Genomic DNA, 19462 nt, shown 5'->3' on the forward strand with positions numbered 1-19462 from the left:
CGGCCGGAACGGTTCTGGCCGGCAACTTTTTGGCAGAGTAAATTAATAGAAAGGAAAAATATATGAGCGTAGAGGAAAAAGATCAGATCCAACAAACCGGGGAGGCGTACTCCGCTTCCAGCATTCAGGTGCTCGAGGGCCTCGAGGCGGTGCGCAAGCGCCCCGCGATGTATATCGGGGACGTCGGAGTCCGGGGGTTGCACCATTTGGTGTACGAAGTGGTCGACAACTCGATCGACGAGGCGTTGGCCGGGTACTGTTCCCGCATCGACGTTTTCGTCAACGAGGACAACTCGATCACCGTTAAGGACGACGGGCGCGGTATTCCGACCGATATGCACGAGAAGGAAGGGCGTCCCGCCCTCGAAGTGGTGCTTACGGTGCTGCATGCCGGCGGTAAGTTCAACAAGGACAGTTATAAGGTGTCGGGCGGTCTGCACGGCGTCGGCGTGTCCTGCGTGAATGCGCTCTCCACGCTGCTGGTCGCCGAAGTGCACCGCGGAGGAAAAATCTTCCGGGAAAACTTCAGCAAGGGCGTTCCGCAGGGAACCATGGAAATCATCGGCGAGACGACCGAGGACGATCACGGAACGATCATTACCTTCAAACCCGACAGTTCGATCTTTACGGTCACCGAATACGATTATGAGACGCTGGCCTCGCGCCTGCGCGAATTGGCTTACCTGAACAAGGGAATTAAGCTCAATATCACCGACCTGCGCACGAAGAACGAAAACGGGGAGTCCGTTCACGACGAATATTACTCGACCGAAGGGTTGAAAGAATTCGTCAAGTTCCTCGACGCCAGCCGCGAATCGCTGATCGAAAACACGATCTATATCGATACCGAAAAAGACGGCGTTCCGGTCGAGGTGGCGATGCAGTACAATACGAGTTTCTCCGAGAACGTGCATTCGTACGTCAACAATATCAATACGATCGAGGGCGGTACGCACCTGACCGGTTTCCGCCGGGCGCTGACCCGGACGCTGAAGAAATACGCCGAAGATTCGGGTATGCTGACCAAGCTGAAATTCGAGATCAACGGCGACGACTTCCGCGAAGGGCTTACCGCGATCGTCTCGGTCAAGGTGCAGGAGCCGCAGTTCGAAGGACAGACCAAGACCAAACTCGGCAACGGCGAAGTCGCCGGCGTCGTCGATCAGGCGATTTCCGGCGCGTTGACGCATTATCTGGAAGAGAACCCGAAAGACGCCCGCGCCATCGTGTCGAAGGTGATCCTGGCCGCCACGGCCCGGCATGCGGCCCGCAAGGCGCGCGAACTCGTACAGCGCAAAACGGTGCTGTCCGGATCGGGGCTGCCCGGCAAGCTGGCCGACTGCGCGTCGCGCGATCGCGATCAGGCCGAGATTTTCTTCGTCGAGGGCGATTCCGCAGGCGGTTCGGCCAAACAGGGCCGCGACCGGAATTTTCAGGCTATCATGCCGTTGAGGGGTAAGATACTGAATGTCGAGAAGGCGATGGAGCACCGGATCTTCGAGAACGAGGAGATCCGCAATATCTTCACTGCGCTCGGCGTGACGATCGGAACCGAAGACGACAGCAAGGCGCTGAACCTCGATAAGTTGCGTTACGGCCGCGTGATTATTATGACCGATGCCGATGTCGACGGCAGCCACATCGCGACGTTGATGCTAACGTTCTTCTTCCGCTACATGAACAACCTGATCAAAAACGGACACGTCTATATCGCGACGCCGCCGCTCTATCAGGTCAAAAAGGGTAAGAATAGTCGCTATTGTTGGACGGAAGAGGAGCGCGAGGCGGCTTTGGCGGAATTCGGGTCGAAAGGGGCCCATGTACAGCGTTACAAAGGTCTGGGGGAAATGAATCCCGAACAGTTGTGGGAAACGACCATGTCGCCCGAAACGCGTATCCTGCGTCAGGTGAATATCGAGAGCGCCGCCGAAGCGGATCGTATCTTCTCGATGCTGATGGGCGACGACGTGCCGCCGCGCCGGGAATTTATCGAAAGGCATGCCAAGTATGCCAACATCGATATTTAGCGGCGTGCGGCCGGAGCCGGACAAATCGTTGAACATAGAAATTAAAAAATACCGATATGAGTCTGGAAAAAGAGATTAACGACGGAATCAAAGCGGCGATGCTCGCCAAGGAGAAAGTGCGTCTGGCAGGCCTGCGGGCCGTGAAGGCGGAGATCCTGCTGGCCAAAACGGCCGATGGATCGGACGAAATCAGCGACGGCGCCGTGCTGAAAATTATTCAGAAGCTGGTAAAACAGCGCAAGGAGTCGGCCGCCGTTTATACGCAGAACAACCGACCGGAACTGGCCGAAAACGAATTGGCCGAGGCGGCCGTGCTGGAAGTGTTTATGCCGAAACAATTGAGCGGAGAAGAACTGGAGACCGTCCTGAAAGCGATTATCGCGCAGGTGGGAGCCGCTTCGCCGGCGGATATGGGAAAGGTGATGGGAGTGGCCACCAAACAGCTTGCCGGGCAGGCCGACGGCCGCGCGATTTCCGAGGCGGTCAAAAAATTATTGCAGTAGCGCTCACAGCGTAATAAACCGATCGAACGGCGTGGGAATGTCTGTAAAAGGCATTCCCACGTTTGTTTCGTATCCTTGCGGAATCGTGTGAAATGTTGCTGTAAAGCAAAATAATGTTCTAAAAAGTTGTATAAATCGTTCGGTTTGCGTAACTTCATAGCCCGGACGGTTTTTTTGCGTGCTTGCTCGATCGGAGAGAGAGCGGTGGCGGAGGTGTTTTGCCGGAAGCGGAGGGGCCGTGCGCCCGTGCGGGTTAAAACTGTCTGCCATGAACAAACGGTGGTTGCCGATTCTCGGGATGCTTGTTTTTTCCGTGTCGCTGCACGGGCAGGGCAGCGTCGTGGTTTTCGACGAACAGCAGCGTTTCGATGTCGTCGACCGTTACGAACCGGACGGCGATACCGTTTCCTTGTGGTTGTCCGTGCCGCTTTCGGCTTACGACGGGCCGTTCGCTTCGCTGTCGCGGTATCGTTTTTCGTTCGTCCGTTATGCGAGGCGCGGTTATGCGTGGAATTGCAGCCGCCGGTTGCTGAACGGGATCGATCTGGACAATCCGGTTACCGGCGAGCCGTTCTGGAATGTGCTAACGGCCGTTCGCCAGGCTCCCGTCCGGCTGGATGAACAGCCGGGGATCGCGCCGTCCGTTTCGACGGTCGGCAATGCCGGTAACATTTGCGAATACGATCTCGACGTTTTGCACGAGCCGCCCGGCGGCCGTGCAGGCTGGATGTTTACCGACCGCCGTTTCCGGCAGGGTTTGCGTGCGGGAATCGCGACCGGAACCTTGGGCGGCGGCTGGGCTTTCGCAGCGACCGGAACCCGGCGCTGGGGGCGTGACCGGCATATCCGGGGCGTCTACGCCGACGAGTGGTCGCTGTGTCTTTCGCTCGGGCGCCGGCTCGGCGCGAAAAATTCCCTTTCCGCCGTGTTCCTGATGGCCCCGTCCGAGCGGGGATTGCGCAGCGCTTCGACCGGCGAAGCATTCGAAGCGTCCGGAGATCGTCTTTACAATCCGGCCTGGGGATACCAGCAGGGACGCGTCCGCCCGTCCCGCGTCCGCTGCGAACGGACGCCGATGGCGCTGATTACCTGGCGTTGCGGAGCGGACACCCGCTGGAACCTTACTACGACCGTTTCGGCTCTGTGGGGCACCTCTTCGCGTTCGGCGCTCGACTGGTACGACGCGCGCAATCCGTTGCCCGACTATTACCGCTACCTGCCCGGTTCCTACGAGAATCCGGAGGTGTCCGGGGCCGTCTCCGCGGCATGGAGGCAGCGCGACGTCCGGGTTACGCAGATCGATTGGGAGGAGTTGTACCTCGCCAACGGAAATCGCGATACGCTGCCGGCCGCCTATGTGCTGGGCAGCGCCGTAGATCGGTTCCGGAACTGGCAGTTCGTTTCTTGTTTCGATTACCATCCTTCCCGGACGCTGCGATTGCGGGGAGGGGTGCGCGTGCGGATCGACCGGACGACCGCTTACAACCGGCTGGACGACTTGCTCGGTGCCGCTTTTCTGTTCGACATCGACCCGTACCTGATCGACGATCGCTATTTCGGCGACAAATTGCAGAATAACCTGCGCGCGCCTGACCGCCGGGTGGCCGTCGGGGAGCGGTACGGGTACGACTACGACCTGGATTACGTCTGCGGCGAAGGGTGGCTTACGGCCGATCTGAGGAACCGCTCCGACGAGCGTTTCGGCGGATACGTCGCGTTGCGGGTAGCCCCGGTCGGATATTCCCGCAACGGGCGTTATGAGAAGGAATTGTTTCCGGGAAGCGACTCCTACGGGCGCTCCTCCCGGCTGCATTTTACCGAATATACGCTCAAGGGCGGGATCGATTGCCTGTTCACGCCGGCGCATACGTTGCGCCTCGACCTGCTGTACGAGGACGTCGCTCCGGCCGCGCGCGATGTGTTCGTGTCGATCGATTATCGGAACCGTACGGTTGGCGATCCGCGTACGGCGAACCGGTTCGGCGGCGAGCTGAGCTACCGGTACGCGGGCCGGACCGTTCGACTCGAACTGTGCGCGTATGCGACGGTTTCGCGCGGCGAATCCGAAGTGCGCCGCTACTACGACGATATCGCGTCGGTCTATTCCGACATGGAACTTTCGGGGATCGGGAAACTGTATGCAGGAGTCGAGTTCGGGGCCGAGGTGCTGCTTACGCGGCGGTTCGCTCTGCGTGTCGCCGCATCGCAGGCCCGTAACAGTTACCGGAACGATCCGTCGGTACGCATCCTGTCCGACAAGGATGGCAGTGTGATCGCCGACCGCGCCCGTTCGTTGTTGAAAGGGTATCGCCTGAGCGGGTCACCGCAGCGGATCGCTTCGGCTGAATTGAGCTACCGGGGGGCGAAACTGTGGATGGCTTCGCTGTCGGTCAATTATGCGGCCGACCATTACACGACGGTCAGTCCGCTGAACCGGATGGGCCGGGTGTACGATTATGCCGCTTCGCCGGAAGACTTGCGAGCGCTGACGGAGCAGGAGCGTTTTCCGGAGGCTTTTACGATCGATCTGTTCGTGTCGAAATCGTTTCGACTCGGCAGTCGTTACCTGTCGGTAAGCGCGGCGGTGAACAACCTGGCCAACCGCAAGGAGATCGTTTACAGCGGTTACGAGCAGATGCGGCTGCGCAAAAGCGGGACGGGGTTGAACCAGAGCATCACGGCTTTCGGATCGAAGTACCTGTACGCCTATCCGCGCACCTATTACCTGACTGTGAATTTCCGTTTTTAGATTTGACGAGGTCGAAAATGAATGGATTTATAAAAATATGGATCGGATGCGCTGCGGCGCTGTTGGCTGCCGGGTGCGGTTATGACGATTTCGGCGAACCGCATCCTGCGGATGAAACCGCGCCGTTGCCCAACATGTCGGTCGCCACGCTCCGCGAACGGTGTGCGGTGGGCCCGGTTGCGTTTTCCGGCTCCGGGGTTGTGTTGTCGGGGTATGTGACCACATCCGACCGGGCCGATAATTTCTACCGGACGCTGATGCTCGAGGACAATTCCGGCGCGGTCGAGGTCTGCGCCGGACTGTACGATCTGCACAACGATTATCCGGTCGGTTGCCGGTTGACGTTGTCCGCCGACGGCCTGACCGCGGCGCTGGACGACGGGTTGTTGCGGATCGGTTTGCGGGGCGGTTCGGCGACGGAACCCGTCGCCCCGATGGAGAGTCCGGCGATCGTGCGGCGTCATCTGTTGCGAACCGGCGAAACGATCCTGCCGACAGCGCTGCCGACGACGATCGCCGGGTTGAACGACGACCGGATCGGCTGTTTGGTGCGGATCGCCCGGCTGTGCCTCGATACGCCGTCGGATACGACCTGGGCCGTCCCTGCGGCGGTATCGGCCGACGGTACGCCGCGCAGCGCCTTGTTGAAATTCCGGTGCGGAGCGGATTCTGTTTATGTCTATACGAGCGGTTACGCTTCGTTTGCCGGCGAACGGGTTCCGCACGGGCCGGTTTCGGTGACCGGTATTCTGCTGCCCGGAAAAGTGGGCGGACGCCGGGTGTATGAACTTAAAATGCGTGATTTGAATGATGTACAGGTTGATTAGCTGCTGTCTGCTGTTGCTGTTGGCCGGCTGCGTGTCCAAAAACGGTTTCGATCGGGACGACGGAGAGAGTCCCGGGGGCGATCCGGTGTCGGTCGCTTACCTGAAATCGCTGTATCGCGGTTATCCGCTTCGTGTGACCGATGACGTCGAACTGCGCGTCGTCGTAACGGCGAACGATGCTTACGGGGCGTTCCGCAATACGCTGGTCGTGCAGGATGCCACCGGAGGAATCGAGGTCAAAGTCGGCGGACGCGATCTCTTTACCGTATTTCCGGTCGGGCAGAGCGTACGGATCCGTTGCCAGGGGCTGGTGCTGGGCGACTACGGAGGCGTGGTGTCGCTGGGCGCGGCGTCGGACGATTCCGCTTACGAAAACGGGTTCATTCCGCAGTCGGTCTGGCCTCAATTTCTGAAAAAGCAGGGCGGCGTGACCGATATTCGTCCCGATACCCTCGTTTTTTCCGATCTGGCGGCCGCCTGGATAAGCCGTTACGTGGCTTTCGAACGGGTGCAGTTCGTCGATGCGGAGTGCTCGGAGAACTGGTGCGATACCATGTCGGATACCGATCGGCATCTGGTCGATCCCGCGGGGGATACGCTGATCGTGAGAACCTCTGCGAAGGCCGACTTCGCAGATTGGCCGCTTCCTTCGGGCAGCGGTTATATCGAAGGGATTCTGAGTTGGTTCAACCGGAATTACCAGTTGAAAGTCGTATCGCCGAAAAATGCGGTGATGGAATCGCCCCGTTTCCGGCCCGCGTATGTTTTCGGTTACTGATTGTCGCGTTGCAGGGCTTCCCAGAGCATGTCTTTGAGTTGTCGGATGTGGTACCCGCTGACCGACGAGATAAAGATCGACGGAATGTCCGGCAGATCGGCGGCGATGGCTTCTTGCAGTTCTTCGTCCAGCAGGTCGCTTTTGGTGATCGCCAGCAGGCGCTGCTTGTCGAGCAGTTCGGGGTTGTATTGTTCCAGTTCGTTCAGCAGGATGCGGTATTCTTCGCGCACGTCTTTCGTGTCGGCCGGGATCATGAACAGCAGGATCGAGTTGCGTTCGATGTGACGCAGGAAGCGCGTTCCGAGCCCTTTGCCGGTATGCGCCCCTTCGATGATGCCGGGGATGTCGGCCATCACGAACGACTTGTGGTCGCGGCATTCGACGATGCCCAGATTCGGTTCGAGGGTCGTGAAAGCGTAATTCGCGATTTTGGGCTTCGCCGCCGAAACGGCTGCCAGCAGTGTCGATTTCCCGGCGTTCGGGAATCCGACCAGCCCGACGTCGGCAAGCACTTTCAGTTCGAGGATGAACCATCCTTCGACGCAATCCTCGCCCGGTTGCGCATACCGCGGAGCCTGGTTGGTCGCCGTTTTGAAGTGCCAGTTGCCGAGTCCTCCGCGGCCTCCTTTCAGCAGGACAGCCTCCTGTCCGTCTTCGGTGACTTCGCAGACGATTTCCCCGGTTTCCGCATCGCGTGCGACGGTGCCTAGCGGCACGTTGATGACGACGTCCGTCCCGTTCTTCCCCGAGCAGCGCGCCCCGCTGCCCGCTTCGCCGTCCTCGCCGAAGATGTGACGCTTGTACTTGAGGTGGATCAGCGTCCAGTACTGGCTGTTGCCGCGCAGGACGATGCTGCCTCCGTTGCCTCCGTCTCCGCCGTCCGGGCCGCCGAATTCGATGAATTTCTCGCGGCGGAAATGGCGGGAGCCGGGGCCGCCTTTACCGGAGCGGCCGAATATTTTCACGTAGTCGACGAAGTTGGACGATGGCATAGATTCTGATTTATCGGATGTCTGATGCGTCAAAGATAATATTTTTTTACCTTTGGTGCGGTTTACGCGGCCATGAAAAAACGAACCCCCATAAAAATATCGAGGCAGACCCATTGGAAAATCGTGTTGTTGCTGGTGTTGGCGATCGTCGTGCTGGCGATCGTTTCGCAGGTCGTCGCGGTGCGTCCCTGGACGGGCGGACGGCAAGCGGAACGCGGCGCGCGCTCCGGCGGATTGCCGGAAACCGATCCCGAGATTCTCGCCTGTCCTTTTTTCGCGAACGACGAGTTTGTCGTCCGTTGTCCGGAGGGACGCTATACGATGCTGTACGATACGGCTTATCGTCAGGCTGCCTGGGTAGCTTACCTGCTGACGCGCAGGGATGTATCCGGTAAAGGGGTGAAGCGCAGCGGGGTTTTCAAGAGCGATCCGGAAGTGATCGCCCGCGGGTGGCCTTCGGCCGCAGACCGGGATTATACGGGTAGCGGTTTCGATCGGGGACACCTGCTGCCGTCGGCCGACCGGAACGATACCCCGCAGGAGAACGGGGCTACGTTCCGTTTGTCGAACGTTTCGCCGCAGCGGCCGGGACTGAACCGCGGGACGTGGCGCAGGCTGGAAGAACGGGTGCGGCGCTGGGCGGCGCGTTACGATTCGCTCTACATCGTGACCGGCGGCGAACTGACCCCGTCGCTGCGACGCATCCGGGGCGGCGTCGGGATTCCGCAGCGGTTTTTTAAAACGATTCTGGTGCGGGACGGCGGTACTTTCCGGGCGATCGCTTTCCTGATCCCGAATACGGAGCGTCCGGCCGGGGATTGTTTTCGCTATGCGATCAGCGTCGACAGTCTCGAACGGGTGCTCGGCATGGATTTCTATTCAGCGCTGCCCGACAGCGTCGAAATGCGCGTCGAGGCCTCCTTCGACCGTTCTTTCTGGCGTTAGTTCCGCGTCCGACAGGGCGTTTTGCCGTTCCGTCCGGTCGTTTCGCCGCGCCGATTCGGCGTTTCGCCGATTTCTCGGAATCGCTCTGCGCCGTTGGAATTATTTTTGCGGAACAGGATTCCTGTAAACATTAAATTTTGAAATTATGAAAGCGAAACATTTTTTTGTATCGGCATTCGCAATGCTGTTTGCCGCGATCGGTGCGACGGCTCAGCCGCAGCACCGCGAACAAATGACTCCCGAGCAGCGGGCCGACCGGATGACGCAGCGCATGACCGAACAGCTTTCGCTGTCGACCGACCAGGCCGAGCAGATCCGCCGGATATTCCTCTCCAATTTCGAAGAGATGAAAGCGGATCGTGCGGCGCGGGCCGACTCTGCGAAGATGAAATCCGACCGTCCGAAGAAAGGCGACCGTCCGAAACAGGGAGACAAATCCGACGGCCGTAAGGGGCAGGGCGGTCCGCATGCCGAACGGATGGCCAAAATGGACGAATCGATCAAAAAGGTGCTGACCGAAGAACAGTATGAAAAATGGACGGAACAACGCGCCAAAATGCAGACCCGACATCGTCCGCGCCCGGAAGTGCAGCCTCAGGGCGAATAAGATGTCCGGCGGAAAGCAGGATGAACGGGAGGACGACGATCGATCGCCGTCCTCCTTTTGCGTGCACATTGCGCCGGATGTTTTTATCGTTTCCGGAAATAAAGCCGTATCTTTGTCCGAAACACATCGATTATGCATAAATCAGGATTTGTCAACATCATCGGGAACCCGAACATGGGAAAATCGACCCTGATGAACGCGCTGGTCGGGGAACGCCTGTCGATTATCACGTCGAAGGCGCAGACGACCCGCCACCGGATCATGGGGATCGTCAACGGAGACGATTTCCAGATCGTCTATTCCGATACGCCGGGGATACTCAATCCGAATTATAAGTTGCAGGAGTCGATGATGCGTTTCGTACGGAGCGCGCTCTCCGATGCCGACGTGCTGCTGTATGTGACCGACGTGTTCGAAAAACCGGAAGACGACAACGGGATCGTTTCGAAGATCGCCGGCGGCGGGACCAAAACGATCCTGGTGATCAACAAGATCGACCTGACTACGCAGGAGACGCTCGACGCCCTGGTGGAACGGTGGCGGAAAGTGCTGCCCGACGCCGAGATCGTGCCGGTGTCCGCGCTGAACAATTTCAACATCGGCGGGCTGTTCGACCGTATCCTGGCGGCCCTGCCCGAGGGCGAGCCCTATTACCCGAAAGATACGCTGACCGACAAAACGCTGCGCTTTTTCGCGTCGGAGATCATCCGCGAGAAAATCTTGTTGAATTACCAGAAAGAGATTCCGTACTGCACCGAGGTCGTGATCGACGAATACAAAGAGGACGCGGATATGGATCGGATTGCGGCGACGATCTACGTGGCACGGGAAAGCCAGAAGGGAATCGTTATCGGCCATCAGGGCGGTAAGCTCAAAAAGGTGGGCACCGAGGCCCGCGAGGAGCTTGAACAGTTTCTCGATAAAAAGGTTTTTCTGAAATTGTACGTCAAAGTGAACGACAACTGGCGGAACGACGAACGTCAACTGCGCCGGTTCGGGTATATCGAATCGTAAACTTCGGTTTCATAATAAAAGCAAGGCGGATACCGATCGGTATCCGCCTTGCTTTTTGATGGACGCGTGCTATTCGATAACAATCGCGTAGTGTCCCGACGGGAAGCGGTACAGCGGATTTTCCGCGCCTTGTCCGGCGGTCGGATAACGGTTCTTGTCCAGCGGCTGGCCGTTGACCGTAACGGTTTTGCCGTCTGGCAGGGCTACCAGTCCGGAGGCGTTCGCCGGAATTTCGATCTTCCAGTCCATTTTGCCGCCTTCCTGTTTCCAGTCGCTTTTGACTTCGCCGTACGGGGTTTCCAGCGTCGCTTTCGCCCACGGCAGGTAGGCCGTCATCGTCGGTTCGAAACGGGTCACTTTGAAACCGGGGCCCGAAGCGTCCGGACGGATGCCGGCGATGTCTTCATAGAACCACGTGTCGTAGACGCCCTGCATCGGGTGGCTCAGCGAACTTCCTCTCAGGCAGAGTTCCTTGCTGGCTGCATTGACCGGCAGCGTTTCCCACAGCGTCGTGGCGTCGGCGTCGGTCCACATGTAGGCGAAACTGTTTTCGCCGGTTTTGGTGAACATGTCCCAGGCTGCCTGGCTGTTGCCGTAGCGCGACAATGCCTGGCCGATGTGGCCCAATCCGAAGATACCGGTATGCATGAAGTTGTCGTACTTCTCCTTCATGTTGCGGACGGTGGCGTCGGAAACCGCTTTTTCGTCGCCGGCCGGCACCATGCCGTAAGCCAGCGCCATCGCGTTTGCGGTCTGGCTGCCGAACGTTTTGTTCGTTTTGTCGTAGAATTTATCGACGAAAGCCTTGCCGATCCGGTCGCGCAGGGCGGCATAATGCGCCGCGTCTTCCGTTTTGCCGAGTACGGCCGCCGCTTGCGAAACGAGGTCCGCGTCGTGATAGTGGAACGCTGTCGAGCTGACCGGGATCGGGCAGTCGATCGCCGCGTTTCCGTTCGGCGGACACCAGTCGCCCAGACCGTAGGGAACGATGTCGTTCTCGGTCAGCGCCGCGATGTGATCGACCCATTGTTTCATTTCGCCGTAGTAGGTTTCGAGCGCTTCCTTGTTGCCGAAATAGAGGTAGATATCCCACGGGATCTGGACGACGGCGGTGCCCCAGTCCGGCGATGCCACGCCGCACAGGCGGCGTCCCGGGGAGATCATGAACGGAATGCCCGGTTGCTTGTCTGCAAAGTAAAATTCACTGTTGTGCAGCTTCTGATGCAGCGTGTTTTCGAGGAATACCGACGACGAAGAGCTGACGTCGCCCATGTATTTCATCCAGAAGTTATTCATGCCGTAATTCATACTTTCGAACGGCGCTACCGCATGGGCGTCGCCGAGCCAGCCGCAGCGTTCGCGGTGCGGGCAGTCGGTCGGCAGGCCGTGAATGTTGCTCAACATCGTCCGGACGGCCAGTTCGTGCAGGCGATTGATTTGCGGGTCGGCGCATTCGAACGTACCGATTCGTTCGACGTCGGTGTGTACGACCACCGCTTTCAGCCAGTCTTTTTCGGGTTGGGTCGCCGCGCCCGATAGTTCGAGGTAGCGGAATCCGTGGTACGTGAACCGGGGCGTCCATTTTTCCTTGCCTTTTCCGGTGCAGACGTATTCGTCGGTCTGTACGACGCCGGTCGCGGCTACGCCGGTCGTGTTGTATTCGATCGACTTGTCGGCGGCCAGCGTTTCGCCCATCCGCATTTTGATCCGGGTGCCGGCCGGCTGTTCGACGGTCAGCAGCGGGATGGCTGCCACGTTGACGCCGAAATCGTAGATCCAGTTGCCCTGCGGATCCTGCCACAACGCTACCGGAGCGATCTCCTGTTTCATTCGGATCGGTTCTATCAGTTGCGGTTTCAATTCTTTCGGAATAACGCCTCCGGCCGGCAGTGCGGACTGCCAGTCCGCGCACGGAGTTTTCGCATCGGCCCAGCCGGCGATCTCCTTGTTCGCGTCGTATACCTCGCCGGCGTAGAGGTTCGAGCTGAGTACCGGCCCGGGCGCCCATTTCCAGGTTTCGTCCGTGCCGATGATCTTTTTCGAACCGTCCTTATAAGTAATTTCCATTTGCGCCAGCAGGATCGGTTTGCCGTAGCTGAACCCGGGGCCCCATACCTTGCCCTGGTTGTACCAGCCGTCGCCGAGCATCACGCCGATGCAGTTGTCCCCTTTTTTCAGCCGGTCGGTCACGTCGAACGTGCTGTACAGCGCATACAGTTCGTAATTGCTCTGAGCTGGGTCGAGTATCCGGGTCGAGTCTACGCGGCGGCCGTTGAAAAACAGGTCGCTGCACCCGAGGCCGGAGAGGTAGATCACGGCGCGTACCGGTTTCGTACCCGGTTGATCCGCGTTGAAAACGGTGCGGAAATAGGGCAGCGGACTGCCTTCCTCCCATTGGGCGGTGATCCATTTCGCTTGCCATTGGTCGGCTGCGGGACCCAGCGAGAACGATGCGGGATCGCTCCACGAAGTCGGTCGGTCGGCGCCGTCCCAGATGCGGACGCGCCACCAGTAACGCTCGCCCGGTTTCAGGTCGGCGCCCTGCGGACGGACGTTCAGTTGCTGGTCGGAAAGTTGTTTGCCGGACGACCATACGTCGGCTTTTCCATTCTTCAAAGCCTTTTCGTCGGAAGCGATTTCGATCTCCCAGGCCGTTTGCACGACGCTGTCGGCTTCCGATTCGATCTGCCAACTGAATACGGCCCGATCGATGCCTTCCGGATCGTCCAGGTCGCGGCAGCGCAGTTCGGTCACTTCCGTGTCGCCTCCGGCGCGTTTCGCTCCGCCGGATCCGTTGCAAGAGTTCAGCGCCGGCAATACCGACAGCAGGATTCCTGCGAGAAACAGTTTGAATTTCATAGTTGTCTGTTGGTTTTAAGTTATTTGGTTTGTCGTATGATCATGCCGTCGTACGGGCCGAAGGGTAGCGGCGCGCCGTTTTCCAGCGGTTTGACTTCGCCTGTCTGCGGATTCCATCCTTCGAGCGATTTGGCGCCGGGAAAGTTTGCTTTGACCGTTTTCGGGGCGTTCGTATCGTTGACGATGAAATAGACGTTCCGTCCGCCGATCCGTTTGTGGCTGTGCAACACCCCGGCGTAGGAGTCCAATACGATATCGCGGTCGAGCACCCCTTCGAGCAGGTAGTTCAGCAGCCGCGCGTTGAACGTCGGTTCGTAGTAGACCGCAGGGGTGAGGGTCTTGTCCCCGACCATCTGGGCGACGGCGCTTTCGACCGCTTCGGACGGGAACGCGTCCGGCGTATTTTTCGGCAGCGCTTCGAGCAGGATCACGCAACCTCCGGCCCGGGCGAACTCCGTGATGCGGGTCAACATCTGCGGCGTAATCGTCTCGACGCCCGGCAGGATCAGCACATCCCAGCGCAGTTCGCCGTGCGCGAGACTTTTGTTCTCCACCTTGGATTGTTCGATCCCGGCCGCGTCGACGTACGAAAATTCCCAGCCGTTGTCGTACAGGCAGTCGCTGACGCGGTCGAACAACTGCGACAGCCGCTGCGCTTCGGGGGCTCCTCCGGCGACGTTGTCCCAGCTTTGCAAGCAGGACGGCAGCGGACGGTATTTCGACCACAGCGTTTCGACCGGGTAGTAGACGGCGATGCGCGAAGCCCGCACGCCTCCCGCCAGCATCATTTCGACGCGGGCGATGTAGTCGTTGAACGCTTTGCGACCGTTCGAATCTTCGTGCTGAAGTTGCAGGTAGTTGTTGAAGTCGGTCACTCCGCCGACGATCTGGCGGTTCAGCGATCCTTTGATTTCGATCGTGGGAGCCTCTTTGCCGTCATAGAAATTATAGTCCGAGATCGGGCACGATTCGCACATGACCATCGAATTGCCTTGCAGTTCGGCGGCCGACGACGCCAATCGCGAAGAGTACAGGTAGCGGCGCGTAAAGCTCGGCATACCGGTCAGCACGTCGATGCCCGGTACGTCCGTCTCGCGGTAGCAGGCCATGATGCTGCCGTACAGCGGAACCTGCGCCATCATCGTCTCTTCGACGAGCAGGTGTCCGCCCGATTTGAGCTTTTGCGTGGAACAATATTCCCGTATCTGACGAAAATAGTTCCGGCTCATGAAATCCGCGATGATCCGGAAATACCGGTAGCGGAGTTTCTCCCCTTCCGGCCCCCGATCCAGCATCATCGGCAGCAGCACGTCTTTCAGGTCGGCGCTGTAACGGGTCATGAATTCGGTCGATACGTTTTCTTTCCACGGGTAGACGCCGTATCCGAGGTTCGGGAACGGCAGAGCCATCGACGACGGTTCGTCGGTAAACGTGGAGGTGAAAAGGGTTCCGAGTTTCTCTGTAAAAGCCTGCGCGTAGCGCCGGTGCGTCAGTTCGATGAACCGTTTGGTTACTTCGGGCATCAGCAGACTCGGGTAGCGCGGCGTCGTTCCGCCCCGGTCGGTGCCGGCCTGGAATCCGGTGTAAAGCGGCGCGTGCGAAATCTGGGCGATCGTCCACGTGCCGTCGGGAGCCGTCCACCGGATCCGACCGTCGCGAATCGACGACAGCAGGCTCCGCGCCCGGTCGTATTCCAACTGCCCGTCGACCGAAGGCACCGCTTTGACCAGGATCGGCTGTCCCGGCAGCAGCGGCAGGTCGACGGCGGTTCCGCCGTTGACGGTCGTATCTTTAAAAAGAAGGCCTTCCGCCTCCCACTCCGGATGTTCGTCGAGCACGTAGGTGTCGGCCATTCCGGACGGATAGCTTCTTTCGTCGTACAGCCACAGGTCCAGTCCGCGCGCTTTCGATGCGTGGACGAACCGATTGAATACTTTCAGCTCTTCGTCGCTTTTGAGGTATTCGTTCGGGTTGACGTTGGTCGCCATGCCGCCGTACCCGTTGGAGATGATCCACTGGATCATCGAGTCCTGCTCCCGGTCGTCGCGCGGCATACTGTGTCGGTTGACGTTCATCCGGTATTCGAGCGTGGGTTTCAGGAAATCGGCTTGCAGTTTCTTTTCGTTCTGTGCGCAGGCGACCGTGCTTCCCAGCAACAGCGCTACGGCGAGTTTGAATCTGATCATCGTTTTTCTGTCGTGTGTTATGTTACTCGGCTGCTGTCGGCGCGGCCTGTCCGAAGACGGCTTTGATCGCTTCGAGATATCCCGTCCCGTGGATCGAGTCCGGTTCGATGTAGCTGCCTTCGGTCCATTCGTTCCAACTGTTGATGTTCAGGATGCGCGGCCCGTTCGGGTCGGCGAGCAGTCTGTCCTTGGTCCGCTGCAGCGCTTCCCGGAAATTTTCGGGGGTGTTGTTGCCGATCGTATAGGTTACCAGGTAGTTTTTAATGCCCTCGGGCGTTTGTTCCACATAGCGCGGAGACGGGTCCCAGCCCATCGTTACATTCGGGTAGTACGGCACGCCGTATTCCGCCCGCGCCTTGTCCCAGAACGCGAAATAGTCGTCCATGGCTTTGATGTAGTCCGTTTGCAGATCGGGCAGCGGCGTGTGGTGGATCCAGACGTACGAAGTTCCCGAGTCGAATCCGAGTTTTTTCAGCAGTTCGGGCGTATTCTCGGCGGCTTTTTCGCCCGGAAGCACCGGATTGCCCCACGTTACCAGGTTCCAGTGAACTCCCGGCAGGCCGGCCGCCACGGCTTTTTCGCGCAGTTTGTCCATAGCTGCGCGGGCCGCTTCGACGGAACCGAAGTTCTCGACGAATTTCTGCACGTCGTAGACCGAAAAGTAGGGCTTGCCGTCCACCGTCCAATAATTCGGTTTCGTAAAATATTCTTTGATAATCAGGTCGCCGATCTTGTCGAACGTTTCGGGCGTCACCCGTCCCGGATAGAGGATTTTCTGTTCGTCGCCTTTCGTGTAGGGGTGGATGTCGAGCCAGTCGTGATTGGCCCACATCAGCGCGAATTTCAGTTTTTCGGTATTCGGCGCTTTCAGGAAGCCTTCGTCCAGCGCGCGGTTCAGGAACGGCCCGTCGTCGTAGTAATACCAGTCGAAAATGAAAACGTCGACCCCGTTGTCGGCTGCCGCGTCGATCTTACGGGCCATCTCCGCCGGGTCTTTTTCGTCGGTATATCCCCAGGCCGGCACTTTGGGCTGCTGCTGGCCGTCGAAACAGGGACGGGCTTTCTTGACCAGTTCCCATTCGGCCCAGCCGTCGCCCTTGAGGCTGTCGTTACGTCGGTCGTGGGTGTGGTAATTCGGGAAATAGTAGCAGGCTACCGTGATCCGGTCGGGGTCTTCCGTCTTTTTCGGAGAGGAGCCGCAGGATGCGAATGCAACAGCCAGCGCGGAGCAGGCGATCGTGGTAAAGATTTTCATTTTGAGTCGGTTTTAGATCGGGTTATATTCGTGGACTAAGGTACGAAAAACTGTGCATTCTCCCAAAAAAAAGTGCGGCGGATTCCGCCGGGGAGAGGAGCCGACTCCGGCCGCGTTTCCCGAATTCGGATATTTTATTTTACATTTGTCGTTTCGAATACCTAACCCTGACCTAACCCGATTAACCGAACTGCATGAGACTGCTTTGCCTGTTGCTGTTGACTTTTTTCGCGGCGCCCGCGGCCGCTTCTCCGATCTGCGTGGCGGGAAGACTGGCTGAAACCGGCTCCGGAAAGGCGATCGATTTCGCCGAAATCTACCTTTTTACCGGCGGGAATGTCCGGCCGGCGCGTCAGACGCTGCCGGACGAGCAGGGCGGTTTCCGGCTGGATTCCGTCGATCCGGGCGCTTATACGCTGATGATCCGCCTGATAGGATACGACGTGCTGACCCGCGAGGTCGCGCTGGAACATTCGGCCGGCACGGTCGATTTGGGCGTGCTGTACCTTACCCCGCTGGAGAACGGGATCGCCGAAGTGGAGGTCGTCGCCGCGAGAAAACAGCTCGTTTACAAGCTCGACAAAAAAGTGGTGGACGCTTCGTCCAACATCATGGGCGGCGGCGGGTCGGCCGTGGATATTCTGGAGAATACCCCTTCGGTGCGCGTGGATGCGGAGGGAAACCTGTCGTTTCGCGGCAGCAGCGGGTTTACGGTCTACGTGGACGGCAAGCCCAGCGTGTTTTCCGGTTCGCAGGCGCTCGAACAGATTCCCGCCGGGCATATCGAGAACATCGAAATCATTACGACTCCGTCGGCGAGGCACGACGCGGAGGGCGATGTGGGCATTATCAACGTCATTACCAAAAAGCATACGCAACGCGGGCTCAGCGGCACGGTGAACCTGTCCGGCAGCACGGCGTTGTCGCGCAACGTCGATTTCCTGTTGACCCGTCAGAACGAGGCTTCCCGTTGGTATGCCGGCGGCGTGTGGTTCGACAAATTGCGCAAAAGCGATTTCGAGCAGCAGAAGACGACGGTCGTGGACGACCTTACCACCACGTCGCGTTCGAAAGGGCCGCGCGTCGGGGATAATTACAATTATACGCTGAAGGCGGGATGGGCGTACGCGCTTCTGCGCACGTCGTTCTCGGTGGACGTCGAAGGCGGATACCGGGGCAACAAGCGCAACGGCCGACTGGATTACCGGGAGAGCCGCTTTTCGCAGGGAACGGGCGACGGCGAGATCGGCGACTATCGAAGCCTGGACGATTACGACAACCGCGAAACCATCGGCCTGGGAACCGTGGCCGTCGGACACAGGTTCAACGACAAAGGACACGAGCTTTCGGCCAGTTTTTATTATAAATACGGCGGAGGCGCGGTCGAATATTTCCAGAGCGATCTCTTCAATCTGCAGGGCGAACGCGAGCAAGGGCACCGCGCCTGGGAATCCGAGTACCGCATCACGGCCCGCGGAAACCTGGACTACGTGCTGCCGTACAGCAAAACCGGGAAGATCGAGGCCGGTTACCAGTATTACTCTTACCTGGAGGACAGCAAGTACGAAATGCAGTTCTGGAATCCCGAGACGAAAACGTTTTACTGGCGCGACGACATTTACAATACTTCTTATTTCCGCGAGAACGTCAATTCGGTCTACGCGATTCTGTCCGAGAACCTGCGCGCGCTGGAGATCCAGGCCGGCGTCCGGGGCGAATATACCCACACCCGCCTGCGCAGTTCGATCGCCGGGGCCAGCCGCGACAAACGGCGTTTCGAGGGGTTTCCGTCGATGCACTTGGGATATACGTTTCCGCGCGGCCACCGGCTGCTGGTTTCCTATTCGCGGCGAACCACCCGCCCGCAGCTTTTTTACATGGAGCCCTATATTACTTTCCGCGATTACTATACGGCCGAGATCGGCAATCCCGATATCCGTCCCGAATACATCCATTCGTACGAACTGACCTACCGGAAAAGTTTCCGGGACAACAACGTTTCGGCGACTTTTTTCCACCGTTCGCGCAGGGACAAGATCGAACGGCTCCGGGTGCCTTACGAGGCGGGCGTCACGCTCGACTCGATGGCCAACGTGGGGCACGACTATTCGACCGGCGTGGAGCTGACCGCCGTCGTTCGCGTCGCGCGCTGGTGGAATACCTCGCTGAACGGCAATCTGTATTATTATAAGATACGCAACGAGTTGGCCGCCGGGGGCGGACGCGAATCGAGTACGAATTACGACATCATGTGGAACAATGCCTTCGATGCCGGCAAAAATACGCGGATTCAGTTGGACGCCAACTTCGTAGGGCCTTCGGTCACGACCCAGGGGCGTACCGATGCTTTTTGGTACGTCAATCTCGCCGTCCGGCAGCAGTTCTTCAAACGGAAGCTTTCCGCGACGCTCTCCTGCCGGGATCTGTTCGGCAGCGCGCGTTATGTCAGCGATATCCGTACGGCCGACCTGCAGTCGTTGACGCGCATCCGTCCCAAATATCCGCTGATCGCCCTGACGTTGGGGTATGTTTTCAACAGTTTTAAGGCAAAAACGGATCCGGCGAAGGAGAGTCATGACCTGTTCGAGGGCACCAACCATTGACCGGAATGTCTTATTTTCCTATAAAACCGGCCTGAAAATTTCGAAAAAGGGTTCGTTTTTCGGAACGGGACGGAACGGCCGTTCGGCGCGGCGCGGGATTGTAAGGGGGTGAGAATG

General features: G+C 58.8%; 13 protein-coding genes. 9 read left to right on the forward strand and 4 right to left on the reverse strand.

Features of this window, described 5'->3' with window-relative positions; genetic code table 11:
• Window positions 1–62: 62 nt before the first annotated feature.
• The 5 genes from gyrB (at window position 63) to GFH31_RS10760 (ending at window position 6884) form a co-directional block, all read left to right on the forward strand.
• Window positions 63–2027, forward strand: a complete 1965-nt coding sequence (gyrB, locus tag GFH31_RS10740) for a DNA topoisomerase (ATP-hydrolyzing) subunit B (protein WP_101571289.1) — start codon at window positions 63–65, stop codon at window positions 2025–2027.
• Window positions 2028–2083: 56 nt separating this feature from the next.
• Window positions 2084–2530 carry a GatB/YqeY domain-containing protein gene (locus tag GFH31_RS10745; protein WP_101571287.1) on the forward strand — a complete coding sequence of 149 codons (447 nt, stop codon included), beginning with the start codon at window positions 2084–2086 and terminating at the stop codon, window positions 2528–2530.
• 268 nt (window positions 2531–2798) lie between these two features.
• Window positions 2799–5279 (forward strand): hypothetical protein, encoded by a 2481-nt coding sequence (locus GFH31_RS10750; protein WP_101571285.1) that lies wholly within the window; start codon window positions 2799–2801, stop codon window positions 5277–5279.
• Between the two features lie 17 nt (window positions 5280–5296).
• Window positions 5297–6106: a DUF5689 domain-containing protein gene (locus GFH31_RS10755; protein WP_101571283.1), complete on the forward strand. Its 810-nt coding sequence runs from the start codon at window positions 5297–5299 to the stop codon at window positions 6104–6106.
• Window positions 6087–6884, forward strand: a complete 798-nt coding sequence (locus GFH31_RS10760; protein ID WP_153497916.1) for a DUF5689 domain-containing protein — start codon at window positions 6087–6089, stop codon at window positions 6882–6884. The genes GFH31_RS10755 and GFH31_RS10760 overlap by 20 nt, the downstream gene beginning before the upstream one ends.
• Here the strand turns inward: GFH31_RS10760 and obgE are convergent.
• Window positions 6878–7876, reverse strand: coding sequence for a GTPase ObgE (obgE, locus tag GFH31_RS10765; RefSeq protein ID WP_055201960.1), 999 nt, complete (start codon window positions 7874–7876; stop codon window positions 6878–6880). The two genes, GFH31_RS10760 and obgE, sit on opposite strands and share 7 nt — an antisense overlap.
• A gap of 72 nt (window positions 7877–7948) precedes the next feature.
• Between obgE and GFH31_RS10770 the strand changes: the two genes are divergently transcribed.
• From GFH31_RS10770 to era, 3 genes are all read left to right on the forward strand, one after another.
• A complete protein-coding gene (locus GFH31_RS10770) occupies window positions 7949–8821 on the forward strand; it encodes a DNA/RNA non-specific endonuclease (RefSeq protein ID WP_153497917.1) in 873 nt (290 codons plus the stop codon).
• Between the two features lie 145 nt (window positions 8822–8966).
• A complete protein-coding gene (locus GFH31_RS10775) occupies window positions 8967–9428 on the forward strand; it encodes a DUF4890 domain-containing protein (protein WP_055201956.1) in 462 nt (153 codons plus the stop codon).
• A gap of 132 nt (window positions 9429–9560) precedes the next feature.
• A complete protein-coding gene (era, locus tag GFH31_RS10780; RefSeq protein WP_055201954.1) occupies window positions 9561–10442 on the forward strand; it encodes a GTPase Era in 882 nt (293 codons plus the stop codon).
• 69 nt (window positions 10443–10511) lie between these two features.
• Here the strand turns inward: era and GFH31_RS10785 are convergent, their stop codons facing one another.
• The 3 genes from GFH31_RS10785 to GFH31_RS10795 are packed head-to-tail and all read right to left on the reverse strand — an operon-like array spanning window position 10512 to window position 16742.
• Window positions 10512–13301 (reverse strand): alpha-L-rhamnosidase, encoded by a 2790-nt coding sequence (locus GFH31_RS10785; protein WP_153497918.1) that lies wholly within the window; start codon window positions 13299–13301, stop codon window positions 10512–10514.
• Between the two features lie 20 nt (window positions 13302–13321).
• On the reverse strand, window positions 13322–15487 hold the full coding sequence (locus GFH31_RS10790; protein ID WP_153497919.1) for a glycosyl hydrolase: 2166 nt from the start codon (window positions 15485–15487) through the stop codon (window positions 13322–13324).
• Between the two features lie 22 nt (window positions 15488–15509).
• Window positions 15510–16742, reverse strand: coding sequence for a glycoside hydrolase family 99-like domain-containing protein (locus tag GFH31_RS10795; protein ID WP_101571271.1), 1233 nt, complete (start codon window positions 16740–16742; stop codon window positions 15510–15512).
• Between the two features lie 194 nt (window positions 16743–16936).
• Between GFH31_RS10795 and GFH31_RS10800 the strand changes: the two genes are divergently transcribed.
• Window positions 16937–19345, forward strand: coding sequence for an outer membrane beta-barrel family protein (locus GFH31_RS10800; RefSeq protein WP_118458739.1), 2409 nt, complete (start codon window positions 16937–16939; stop codon window positions 19343–19345).
• The last annotated feature ends 117 nt before the right edge of the window (window positions 19346–19462 follow it).

Origin of the sequence: Alistipes sp. dk3624, from assembly GCF_009557455.1 — a bacterium.
Lineage (GTDB): Bacteria > Bacteroidota > Bacteroidia > Bacteroidales > Rikenellaceae > Alistipes_A > Alistipes_A hominis.